Source organism: Mucilaginibacter sp. OAE612 (assembly GCF_041806395.1).
In the GTDB taxonomy this organism is placed as follows: Bacteria; Bacteroidota; Bacteroidia; order Sphingobacteriales; family Sphingobacteriaceae; genus Mucilaginibacter; species Mucilaginibacter rubeus.
The window spans coordinates 1,774,720-1,787,626 of record NZ_JBGMUW010000001.1 but is presented as its reverse complement, the minus strand read 5'-3'; the positions used below and the strand labels follow the sequence as shown (position 1 = coordinate 1,787,626).

9 protein-coding genes are annotated in these 12,907 nt (G+C 40.3%); 8 read left to right on the top strand and 1 reads right to left on the bottom strand.

Features of this window, described 5'->3' with window-relative positions; genetic code table 11:
* On the bottom strand, positions 1-1,431 hold the full coding sequence (locus ABID99_RS07605) for an MBOAT family protein (RefSeq protein ID WP_373613341.1): 1,431 nt from the start codon (positions 1,429-1,431) through the stop codon (positions 1-3).
* 395 nt (positions 1,432-1,826) lie between these two features.
* Here ABID99_RS07605 and glmS point away from each other — a divergent pair, with 395 nt between their 5' ends.
* The 8 genes from glmS to ABID99_RS07565 all read left to right on the top strand — a co-directional run bounded on the left by glmS (position 1,827) and on the right by ABID99_RS07565 (position 12,903).
* Complete coding sequence (glmS, locus tag ABID99_RS07600; protein ID WP_090526820.1) at positions 1,827-3,665, top strand: glutamine--fructose-6-phosphate transaminase (isomerizing); 1,839 nt, start codon at positions 1,827-1,829, stop codon at positions 3,663-3,665.
* Between the two features lie 403 nt (positions 3,666-4,068).
* On the top strand, positions 4,069-4,737 hold the full coding sequence (locus ABID99_RS07595; protein ID WP_229701566.1) for a polysaccharide biosynthesis/export family protein: 669 nt from the start codon (positions 4,069-4,071) through the stop codon (positions 4,735-4,737).
* A gap of 34 nt (positions 4,738-4,771) precedes the next feature.
* Positions 4,772-7,084, top strand: a complete 2,313-nt coding sequence (locus ABID99_RS07590) for a GumC family protein (RefSeq protein ID WP_373613340.1) — start codon at positions 4,772-4,774, stop codon at positions 7,082-7,084.
* Between the two features lie 495 nt (positions 7,085-7,579).
* The gene (locus ABID99_RS07585) at positions 7,580-8,143 is read left to right on the top strand and encodes a UpxY family transcription antiterminator (protein WP_188832657.1); all 564 of its coding nucleotides are present in this window, start codon (positions 7,580-7,582) and stop codon (positions 8,141-8,143) included.
* On the top strand, positions 8,133-9,431 hold the full coding sequence (locus ABID99_RS07580) for a nucleotide sugar dehydrogenase (RefSeq protein ID WP_090526815.1): 1,299 nt from the start codon (positions 8,133-8,135) through the stop codon (positions 9,429-9,431). The genes ABID99_RS07585 and ABID99_RS07580 overlap by 11 nt, the downstream gene beginning before the upstream one ends.
* Positions 9,432-9,437: 6 nt before the next feature.
* Positions 9,438-10,877 carry a lipopolysaccharide biosynthesis protein gene (locus ABID99_RS07575; protein ID WP_090526813.1) on the top strand — a complete coding sequence of 480 codons (1,440 nt, stop codon included), beginning with the start codon at positions 9,438-9,440 and terminating at the stop codon, positions 10,875-10,877.
* The gene (locus ABID99_RS07570; protein WP_090526811.1) at positions 10,874-12,049 is read left to right on the top strand and encodes a DegT/DnrJ/EryC1/StrS aminotransferase family protein; all 1,176 of its coding nucleotides are present in this window, start codon (positions 10,874-10,876) and stop codon (positions 12,047-12,049) included. The genes ABID99_RS07575 and ABID99_RS07570 overlap by 4 nt, the downstream gene beginning before the upstream one ends.
* Entirely contained in the window at positions 12,046-12,903 is an 858-nt protein-coding gene (locus ABID99_RS07565) for a glycosyltransferase family 2 protein (RefSeq protein ID WP_090526810.1), read from the top strand. The genes ABID99_RS07570 and ABID99_RS07565 overlap by 4 nt, the downstream gene beginning before the upstream one ends.
* Positions 12,904-12,907 lie beyond the last annotated feature (4 nt).

Below are 12,907 nucleotides of genomic sequence, written 5' to 3'. Positions count from 1 at the left end.
CTAAAACTGAAAGTAAATGAATTGTCCGCCATCAAAAACGCCAAACAACAGGATTATAAAAACCAATCCTAAATAGGAAGCCATGCGGATCCCCCAATTTTCATTGTGAAGAAACCGTAATGAATGATGGCCGTATTCCTGCTTTATTTCGTAAAAAAACAAGGCGGCTATAGCCATCAAGTCATACAGAAAATAAGAAGGTTCGCCTATGAAAAAGCCGGGTTTATAAATAAAAACACCTTTTAACAAACCCCAGGCCTGCTCTAATGATACAGCCCTGAAAAAGATCCAGCTTATAGTAACCAGGAATATTGTAAAAGATATATTTAAGAAATTGGCAAATACTCCGCTGCCTAACCCTAATTTACTTGCTGTTGCCGTCCTCCACTTCTGCGTTGCCATTCCGCAAATGAGGTAAAACCCGTGTAAAGCGCCCCAAACAATAAATGTCCAATTAGCGCCATGCCACAAACCGCTGATCATAAACACGACAAATAAATTTAAATACAACCGGCCTTTGCTAACCCGGTTGCCTCCTAAGGGTATATACACATAATCTTTAAACCACGTAGAAAGTGAGATATGCCACCTGCTCCAAAACTCGCTTATGCTTTTTGCAAAATAAGGCCGTTTAAAATTTTCCATCAGCTTAAAGCCCATCACCCTGGCACTGCCTATCGCAATATCCGAGTAGCCCGAAAAGTCGCAATAAATCTGGACTGCAAAAAACAATGAAGCAAGCACAATTGTGGCCGAGCCGTGTTCAGGATAATTGTTGAAAACAGTTTTTACATATATAGATAACCTATCGGCAACTACAACCTTTTTAAAAAAACCGATGAGCATTCGTTTTAGCCCTTCAGAAACATCCAGGGCATTAAAATGATGTTCGGTTTTAAATTGCGGTAACAGATTTTGAGGACGTTCAATTGGGCCGGCAACTAATTGCGGATAAAACATTACGTATAAAGCATAAATACCGAAATGTCGTTCGGCCTTTTGATGGCCCCGGTAAACTTCAATAGTATAACTCATGGCCTGAAAAGTGTGAAATGACAACCCTATCGGAAGCAGGATCTGTAAAAACGGAATCGGGTTAGTGTACCCCATCCAGTATAGCAATCCCGATAAATTGGCATTAAAAAAATTGAAATACTTAAATACCGCCAGTACGCCAATATTTGCCGTAAGACTTAATATTAACAAAAGCTTCTTCTTCTTAAGGTCATTAACTTTTTCCAGGTAAATGCCTGCGGTATAGTCGATAATTATTGTAAAAAACAGGATAAGGATATAAATGGCTTTAAAGAACATATAAAAATAGCAGCTTGCTATAAGCAGCAGCAGCCACCTAAATTTGTGGGGCACAAGAAAATATAAAGCCGTTACCACAGGAAAAAACAGCAGAAAAGTAAATGAGTTAAATATCATCGCCAGGTTCTTTTTGGTTAATTAAACCTAACTGAAAATAAAATGATATAAAATAGCGACACTGCGATCGTAAATCATTCTGTAAAATCACGCAACAAACTTCACAGCCAAAATCTGATCAGCACATTGCAAGTTCAGGAATACATACACTGTAACCCCAAAGTGAATTGATTCTCCAACCATTTGATAAAAAATCTTTAACCGGCTTATCATATAACACAACAACTAAAATGTAAAGCGATTTATATCCTTTTACAGTTTAAACGTGTAAAATGGCGTCAGATTTACAATTTACGGGCAATTGAACTTAGCTCATACTTTATTGATAGTCAATTAAATAATTTTACTCACCAAGTAACAAATAAACTTAATTTATCATTTAAAGACCTAAAACTATGTGCGGAATTGTTGGTTACATCGGATCAAGAGATGCGTGGCCCGTTGTGTTGAACGGCCTCAAACGATTAGAATATCGTGGTTATGATAGCGCCGGTATTGCTATCATAAATAATGTAGGCTTCAATGTGTATAAAAAAACCGGAAAAGTGGCGTGTCTTGAGGCTCACACAGCAGATAAAGACAAAAGCGGGCATGTTGCAATAGGACATACCCGGTGGGCCACACATGGCGCCCCATCTGATGCAAATTCGCATCCGCATAGCTCAAACGATAACCGCCTGCACATTATCCATAACGGGATCATCGAAAATTACCTGATCCTTAAAGAAGAACTACTTGCCCGTGGGCATACCTTTAAAAGTGAAACAGATACAGAAATCCTGATCCACTTAATTGAGGAAATTCAAAATATCGAACAAACTGATTTACTGGAAGCTGTCCGATTGGCTTTAAATACAGTGATAGGTGCTTACGCTATAGTTATCCTGGACCGGGAAAACCCCGATCAGCTGATTGCCGCCCGAAAAGGCAGTCCATTGGTTATTGGTGTTGGCCATGGCGAGTATTTTATTGCATCAGACGCCACTCCTATTATCGAGTACACCAAAAACGTAGTGTATTTAAAAGATAACGAAATAGTACAGGTTAAACCCAGTGGGCTTTTAATAAAGAAGCTTGACAATGTTGTTCAAACCCCATTGATCCAGGAGTTAGAATTAAAACTTGAATCGTTAGAAAAAGGCGGCTTTGAGCACTTTATGATGAAGGAAATCTTTGAGCAGCCGCGTTCTATAAGGGATTGCATGCGTGGTCGCATCTTTCCGCTTGAAGGCAAGGTTGAGTTAGGTGGCATTAAACAATATACCGACAAGCTTAAAAATGCCGAGCGGATAATTATTATTGCCTGCGGTACCTCGTGGCATGCCGGCTTAACAGGCGAATACCTTATTGAAGAATACGGACGCATTAAGGTAGAAGTTGAATATGCTTCCGAATTCAGGTACCGTAATCCCATAATTACTGATAAGGATATTGTAATGGCGGTATCCCAATCGGGAGAAACTGCCGATACATTAGCCGCCATTGAAATAGCTAAAGAACGGGGTGCAACTATCCTGGGGATCTGCAATGTTGTTGGCGCTTCAATTCCGCGCGTAACTGATGCAGGGGTTTACACCCATGCCGGCCCGGAAATAGGCGTTGCCTCGACAAAAGCCTTTACAGCGCAGGTTACTGTTTTAACTTTAATTGCTTTATATATTGCGCAGCACAAAGGTACTTTAACACCAGGCAGGCTCACTAATTTATTAACGGAGCTTGATACCATACCCGATAAAATACAAACGCTGCTGCAGGATAATGAATTGATTGAAGACATTGCCTGCAAAATAAAGAATGCCCCTAACTGCCTGTTCTTAGGGCGTGGTTTCGGTTTCCCGGTTGCTTTGGAAGGGGCTTTAAAACTGAAGGAGATCTCCTATATCCATGCCGAAGGTTATCCCGCCGCCGAAATGAAGCACGGGCCAATTGCGTTAATTGACGAGCAGATGCCGGTGATCTTCATCGCCACAAAAAACTCATCGTATGAAAAAGTGATCAGCAATATACAGGAGGTTAAAGCCCGGAAAGGAATAGTAATAGCTATTGTTACCCGTGGTGATGTTAAAGTGAAAAACATGGCCGATTACTGCATTGAAATACCCGATGCCGACGAAGCCTTTTTACCACTGCTGGCCACTATCCCGCTACAACTTCTCTCCTATCATATAGCCGTAAAACGGGGCTGTAATGTTGATCAGCCCCGTAATCTGGCTAAATCGGTTACAGTAGAATAATTTGGAATAATTAACCAACAAACTCCATAAAAAAAGCAGGCTCAGGCCTGCTTTTTTTATGTGCTGTTATTTCTGGGTGTAACCACTATTATATGAACGTGTAGCCCCAAATTCCCAACTCAGACACTTTTTTCTCATCCCTTTACACATGCCTGCATTACTGCTTTACATGTTCTGTAAAGACTAAGATACAGGTTTACAAAAAAACGGCAATCGACTAAAACCGTATACTATCGATGCCCAAATAGATAAATTTGACTAACCAAATAAACCAGTTCAAAATAGTTCCCTAAACTCTCTTAAACTATTGATGATGAAAAAAATTAATATATACTGTTTCATTACAACATTGCTATTGATAACCGGATGTGCCGGAAGTCGGGATCTTGTTTACTTCAGCAACATGGCAAATACAGGTGCAGCAAATAACAATACAAGCGGAACAGTAGTCATTCATCAGAAAGACATTTTAAATGTAACTGTTACCAGCTTAAATCCCGAATCGAATATGTTATTCAACGGTAACAAAAATGTAGGCTTAAACAATCAATCAACCCGCGGCGGATATAAAGTAAACGAAAATGGATTTGTGAATTTACCGCTTATAGGTGACTATAAAATTGAAGGGCAAACCATTGAGGAAGCACAGACTGAAATAGCTAAAAAGCTATCGGCTTTTGTTAAAAGCCCGGTAGTTGACATCCAACTCCTAAATTTTAAAATAAGCGTGATAGGCGAGGTTAACAAACCATCAACATTTATAATAACTGATGAAAATGTAAACTTACTTGAAGCATTAGGTATGGCAGGGGATATGACAGTTTATGGACGCAGGGAAAATGTATTGGTGATCCGCACAGAAAACGGACGCAGAACAATGAACCGCCTTAACCTTAATAAAGTTGAATCAATGGATTCGCCTTACTTCAACCTTAAACAAAATGATATTGTTTATGTGGAGCCCGACAAATCAAAGGCGGTTGAGTATAGCCAAAGCACACGCTTAGCACCAATAGTAGTAGCCTCAATTTCGGCATTGGCCGTATTGGCGGCGGTACTGTTAAGAAGATAAAATACAGTTTTAAAGATACCTAAGAATAGCTGACATGGATAATAATTTTATTTTAAAAGAACCTTTGCCGGGCAACAAGTTCAGGAACAACATTAAGCCTTATTTAAATGGCTGGTATTTATTCCTGATAAGCATGGTTATGTGTTTTGCAGCAGCCTGGACATACCTTAACTACGTTACCCCGCTGTATAAAATAACAAGTACACTGCAAATCCCTGACGATAAAAAAGGCGATGGTATTTTAAAAGCTACTGCTTTTAGTGACCTGAACATGTTTCAGGAAACTAAAACCGTGGATAATGAAATGGAGGTATTACGATCAAAAGATTTGATTTATAGCGTATTCAAAAAACTTAACCTGGAAACTTCCTATTTTGATGAAAGCGGCTTTAAAGTAAAAGAACTGTATGGTAATGAGCGGCCTTTCACCGTTACTGTAAAGAGAATAGGGAAAACCGGCTATTTGAAAAAACTATATATCCAGCCATATTCACAAAGTAAGTTTTTGTTAAAAGAGGAAACCAAAACATGGATTTACAGCTATAACCAACTGATTAATCATAAGGATTATTCCTTTAAAGTAGAAAAAGGGCCGGCCCTTGCAGATAATGACACGCCGATACTGATCCAGTTTAAAAACCTTACCGGGCTGGCAGCAGCTTACAGCGCCGGATCATTACAGGTTAACCCTGTAGTTAAAGAATCAAACACCTTAACCTTAAGCCTGGTTGATGCTGTGCCCGAAAGAGGGATTGATATTTTGAACAACATCATATCTACCTATAACGCCGAAAACGTTGTTAAGAAAAACGTTACAGCCGTAAACACCATATTATTCATTGATAAACGATTACATGATTTAGAACGGGACCTGTCATACACCGAAGGTGACATTGAAACTTTCAAGCAAAGGAATGGAGCTGCAGAGATCAATGCAAGCACACAGGTAAATCTGACAAAATCTGCAGAATATAATCAACTGCTTGAAGAATCAAATACTCAGTTGGGTATTGTGAATTCCATTGAAGCATATTTAAAAAACTCGGCTAACCAATACGATGCTGTACCCAGTACCATGGGATTGAAGGATCCGGCGTTAAATACACTGGTTAGCCGTTTCAACGACCTGCAGTTGGAAAGGAACCGCATGCTGGGCAGCGCAAACCCTGCCAACCCTCTTATTGAAAACTTGAGCAACCAGATAGCCAGCCTTCGTGTAAATATCATGGAAAACCTCAGTAATATTAAAAAAGGCTTCTCAATCAGCCACAAATTGCTCAGCCAAAATTCTGCCCAGTATGACTCCCGCATCCGCTCGGTTCCGTCGCTTGAACGGGGGCTTTTACAGCGGAGCCGTGAACAGGGGGTAAAAACTAATTTATACCAATACTTGTTGCAAAAAAGAGAAGAAACGGCGTTGTCGTTATCAGCTACAATTCCTTCATCGCAATTGATTGATAAACCTGCCGCTAATCCGATAGCTGAATTTCCTAAGCAACAGCTCACCTATTTATTCGCTATTATAGCCGGGTTATTTATGCCGGGAATTTACATCTTCCTGAAAGATAAATTTAGCCTGAAAATCAGGAATCAATCAAGCCTGCTGAATATAAAAGGCGTAAAGATCCTGGGCGAATTATGCCATAATAATGAAGGTCAGAGCCCTGTAGTTATATCTAACGGCAGTAATACCAACATTTCAGAACTGTTCAGGTATATCAGGAGCAATATTGGCTTCCTGAACCAGGGAACACAGCACAAAACCATGCTTGTTACATCGTCTATGAAAGGCGAAGGCAAAACCTTTTTCAGCATCAACCTGGGCTTAACGCTTGCCATGCTCAATAAACGGGTATTAATTATGGAGTTTGACCTGCGCAAGCCAGATTTGCTTAAAAACATCAACATGGAGCAAACCAAGGGCATTACAGATTTTTTAATGGGTGATACCAATTCACCGGCCGAATGCATCCAGGCTTATAATGAATCAGATAACCTTTTTGTAATGGGAAGCGGCAGTAAAGCAATTAACCCCGCCGAGCTATTGTCAGATAAACGGCTTGACCTGCTTTTTAACTGGTGCAAAACAGAGTTTGACTATATCGTGCTTGACACATCGCCTGTTGGTGCCGTTGCCGATGCTTTTAGCCTGGCTAAATACGCCGAGTTGAGTATTTATATTGTACGGTATAATTATACCAATACCGAGCAATTAAGTATCCTCAGAGATATTTATGATAATGATAAATTAAATAACCTTATGGTAGTGTTTAACGATGCGAAAAAAGAAAACCGGGAGGCGTACGCCTACGGTGGCTATGGATACGCATCGGCATATGGCAGTTGATAGCTATCATTTTTACAATGGCATAAGGTTAATGCTAATACGTGTTATAAACTTTTAGTTAGACTGTTTTACTGCTGTTCCATGTGACTGGATTGGCGGAGTCTTAAGCAACGTAAGTTGCAGTTGTTATGAACCAATAACCGGGTAACCGGAGAACGATATAAGCCGTTAGCTTGCTTTTTTACGGTTTGGCCAGTGTGACTGGATTGGCGAAGCCGCAGAGAGACTAAGACACCTGTTATATTTTATAGTAAACGGGAAAAACCGGCGAATATTATAAACTATTAGTTCGATTATTTTTTATTAACCGCCTAACCATGTGACTGGATTGGCGGAGCCACAGCCAGCACAGGCTGCGTCCGTAATAAATCAGATAACCAGGTTAGTAATTTTCAATTACTATTTTTTAAAACCATCATCACTTGCGCCATGTGAGTGAGTTGGCGAAGCTATAATAAGCCCTTATTAATTCCCCGATCCAACTTTATTCATTTTATGGAAACCCAATTAAGAACACCGCAATTTCGCATGACAAATTATCATGAAAAAAAATGGCTTGTTATTTACACCAAGCCCCGATGGGAAAAAAAGGTGGACAAGCTTTTAAAGCAAAATGGCATTGAATGCTATTGCCCGGTCAGAGATGTAGTAAGCCAATGGTCTGACAGGAAAAAGGAGATCAGTGTTCCTCTGTTTAGCTCCTACGTATTTGTTCATGTCGATGCTTATGAGCAGTCAAGGGCGCTTTACGTAATGGGGGCGTTAGGCTTTGTTTACTATATGGGTAAACCTGCTGTAGTGAGGGACAACGTAATAGACGAGATCAGGACAAATCTTGTACGCTACAAAGACATGGAAATTGTGAGCCTTAACAACCTCAGTATTGGTGATACAGTTAAAATAAAAGATGGCGCTCTTGTAAATCAAATGGGTAAGGTGTTGCAGATACAGGGTAAAAATGTATTAATGATTTTTGAAACCATCAATTGCGCTTTGGTAACACGTGTTTCAATCCAAAACTTATCAGTTCATAACATCAGCAGAAATCATGAAAATTGAGAATTACCAACCTAAATTAGGCATTATCGGTCTTGGTTATGTAGGCTTGCCCCTGGCCGTTGAATTTGCAAAAAAATACAAAGTTATTGGCTATGACATTAATGTAGATCGCATTAATGAGCTCAAATCGGGCATTGATCACACCTTAGAGATCGACCCCGATCAATTAAATGCTGTAATTACCCCTGTTTGTACAACCGCAACCGGTTTATACGTTACTGATGAAATTGAAAAACTACAGCAATGTTCCATATTCATTGTAACTGTGCCAACCCCTGTTGATAAAAATAACCGGCCTGATCTCTCACCGTTAATAAACGCCAGCAGGGTTGTAGGCAAAGTGTTAAAAAAGAATGATATCGTGGTTTACGAATCAACCGTATATCCTGGGGTAACAGAAGATGAATGTATGCCTATTTTAGAAAAAGTATCGGGGCTTACCTATAATGTTGATTTTTTTGCGGGCTACTCGCCTGAAAGGATCAATCCCGGAGATAAATTACATACCGTTTCAAAAATCCGCAAAATTACATCAGGCTCTACTCCGGAAACAGCCGAAACTGTAGATAAGCTTTACCAATCAATTATTACAGCCGGCACATTTAAAGCGCATTCGATAAAAGTAGCTGAGGCTGCTAAGGTAATTGAAAATGCGCAACGCGATATAAATATTGCATTTGTGAACGAGCTGGCCATGATCTTTAATAAACTGGGTATCGATACCCATAAAGTATTGGAGGCGGCGGGCACTAAATGGAACTTTCTGAATTTTCGCCCGGGCCTTGTTGGCGGCCACTGTATCGGGGTTGACCCATATTATCTTGCACAAAAGGCCCAGGAAGCAGGGTATCACCCTGAAATTATTTTGGCTGGCCGGCGTATCAATGACTCTATGGGTGCATATGTTGCCGATCAGTTTATTAAACAGATGATTTGTCGCGGTACTTCAATAACAGATAGTGAGGTGCTGATACTTGGTTTCACATTTAAAGAAAACTGCCCCGACGTAAGGAATACCCGTGTGATAGACATTGTTAAACGGTTGAAGGAGTATAAAGTAAAAGTGCATATCCATGATCCCTGGGCCAACGCGGCACATGCCAAAAAAGAGTATGGCATCATCTGCGAAAACGGCGAATCAAAAACCCGTACCTATGACGGGGTTTTACTTGCTGTTGCCCACGAAGAGTTTAAAGAAATGAATGTAAAAGCGCTTTGCAAACCCAATGCAGTATTGTATGATTTGAAGGCATTTTTACCAGAAAACGTTGTTAACGCCCGGCTTTAAAAATTTATGACCTACAAACAAAGAGCCGTGTCCGGCATAGTATGGGCGCTGTGGCAGCAATTAAGTTCAAAGGTGGTGAGCTTTGGCATATCCATTTTTCTGGCACGGATCCTGGAGCCGTCACAATTTGGTTTGATAGCTATGCTGTATCTTTTTATATCGATAGGCAATAGCCTTTTGGACGGCGGCCTTACAGCCTCGCTGATCCGAACCACCAATGCAGATCAGCGCGATTATTCAACCGTTTTCTATTTTAATATCATTGGCAGCAGCATTCTTTACCTGATACTTTTTATAACTGCGCCGCTCATCGCCGCTTTTTATCACCAGCCACTGTTAACCTCTGTTGTGCGCGTTTACACCTTAATTTTAATTATAAACGCGTTTTTTGGGGTACAAAGCACCTTACTGGTCAAGGATCTGAAGTTTAAAAAACAAACCAACATTCAAGTCCCGTCGGCCATTGGCGGCGGAATATTGGGTATCATACTTGCAAAATTAGGATACGGAGTTTGGAGCCTGGTTTGGATGGGCTTATGCACATCTTTTTTATCAACGGCCATACATTGGATCACTTCAAGCTGGCGACCGGCACTGATATTTGATAAGGCTTGTTTTAAAAAACATATCCATTTCGGCTACAAAATGACATTATCAGGTTTAATTGATACCGTTTATCAAAACATTTACCTGATAATCATAGGTAAGTTCTTTTCGGCAACCCAGCTTGGCTACTACAGCCGGGCCGATTCGATAAGCCAATTACCGATAAGTAATATTTCAGCAGCTATAAATAAAGTTACTTACCCAATGTTCGCAGAGATCTCAAACGACCCAATACAACTAAAAAATGTATATAAACGGCTTATGCAGCAGGTAGTATTCTGGAACGCACCGGCACTTATATTGCTCAGCGTTATTGCCAGGCCTTTGTTTCACATTTTGTTGACCGACAAATGGCTGCCAGCCGTTCCGTTTTTCCAGTTGCTATGCATAGGTGGCATCATGTACCCGCTTCATTCATACAACTTAAATGTTTTGAAAGTAATGGGGCAAAGCGCATTATTTTTAAAGTTAGAGGTTATTAAAAAGGTTTTAAGTGTAGTCGGCATCCTGCTCTTTATTCCCTTCGGGATTTATGGGTTATTATACTTTCAGTTACTTTTTAACATAATAGCCTACTACATCAATTCCATTTACAGCGGGCGCTTAATTGACTACCCGGTTACCGAACAGGTGAAAGATATTTTGCCAACAGTAACGTTGGCCGGAAGTATCGGCCTCTGCTGTTATTTTCTTGACAAGTTGCTGATCAATGATTTTTTCATCCCGACTATGCAAATTGGCATATTACTCATAGTATTCATTGCGGTTTATTATGGTGCCAGTTTATTAATTAAGCTCTCCGCTATTAAAGATTTTAACCAATTAATCCTAAAAAGATGATTCCAGTAACCAAACCATTTCTCCCTGCCGAAAAGGAGTTCAGAGCCTATGTTAAAAGTATCTGGGAAAGGCAATGGCTCACCAACAACGGCCCCCTTGTGAACACGCTCGAATTAAAGTTAAAACAATACCTGGGCGTTAGTCATATGCTGTTTGTTACAAACGGTACAATAGCTTTGCAACTGGCCATCAAAGCCCTTAACTTAAGCGGAGAAATTATCACAACGCCATTTTCATTTGTTGCTACTACAAGCACTATTGTATGGCAGGGTTGCGAACCTGTATTTGTGGATATCGACCCTGAGACGCTGAATATTGATCCGGCTAAAATAGAAGCAGCCATCACACCCAACACATCGGCTATACTGGCAACACACGTATTTGGTAACCCATGCGATATAACAGCCATACAGGCTATTGCTGATAAACATAACCTTAAGGTGATCTATGATGCCGCGCATTGCTTCGGTACTTTTTATAAAAACCGCTCCGTATTTGAATATGGCGACATCAGTGTAACCAGCTTTCACTCAACCAAATTATATCACACTATCGAAGGCGGCGCTGTATTTACCCAGGATCCGGAGTTATTAAAAACCATGGCACTGATGCGCAACTTCGGATATTCAGGTGTTGATACTTTCTCGGAGGAAGGCATCAACGCCAAAAACAGCGAGTTTCATGCAGCAATGGGTTTATGCAACCTGCGCCATGTTGACGAAATACTTAAAAAAAGAAAGTATTTGTATGAGCAATATCTGCAGCGCCTGGAAAACCTGGATGTTCAGTTTCAAAAACTTGAAAACGAACAGGATTACAATTATGCATATTTCCCCGTTGTTTTTCAAACAGAGGCCCTCATGCATCAAAGTAAAGCAAAATTAGAGTTGGCACAGATTTATTGCAGGAGGTATTTTTACCCCTCACTGTCATCATTGCCATACGTAAAAAGCCAACCAATGCCTGTTTGCGATTCCATAGCGTCACGGGTGGTTTGTCTTCCTTTATATCATACGCTGTCGCTGTCAGATCTCGACCTTATTTGCAGGTTGTTGCTCCGCGCACAAAACTTCGACAACAACTTTAAACCGAAACATTTTGGCACACTGGTGACAGATAAAATTGAATCTGAAATAAATGTAAGGGCAGCGAATGTAAATGGAACGGTATGAATGATGAAGAAATAATGGTAAGTGTTCTTTGTATTACTTACAACCATGAAAAATTCATTTCCGAGGCTATCCGAAGCTTCTTGATGCAGAAAACCAACTTTAAGTTTGAGATCATCATTGGCGACGATTGCTCGACAGATAAAACCCAGTCAATAATTAAATTTTACTCAGAAACCTATCCCGGCAGGATCAAGCTTATAGCCTCCCCTACCAACTTAGGCACGCATAAAAATTTAATTAATTGTGTTACACAGTGCAGGGGCAGGTACATAGCTCTTTGCGAGGGCGACGACTACTGGATAAATGAATATAAACTGCAAAAGCAGGTTGATTTTTTAGAAAACAATGCCGACTTCGTTATTTGCTGCCATTACCACAAAGTGATAAACGTTAATAACAAAACACTTTACGTACATCCTAACCCCACACCGCTAATACATACATATGCCGATTTGCTGGCGGGGAAACAGGAAGAAACAAAAACGGCAACAGTTGTTTATCGCAATATTCCCGAAACTCATCAGTTGTTCGCTGCCCCCTGGTTTTTTGAATGTTTTGCCGGCGATAAAATGTTTAAGCTATGGGCCACCCAGCATACCGGCGGTAAAATTTATGTAATACCCGAGGTAATGAGCTGTTACCGCAATCATGAAGGAGGTGTGTGGAGCATGATCAACGCCAAAGCACGCATGGAAATGGTTATAAGTGATTTCAATTTAATCATCAAGAATTTCACATACTCCGCGATCGCTAAAAAAAGACTTTTGCTGCTTTACATAAAACGCTATCTGCTTTTTGAATTACAAAACAAGCGGTTTCGTAAAGCTTACGATACGGTAAAATACCTGCTATAACTGC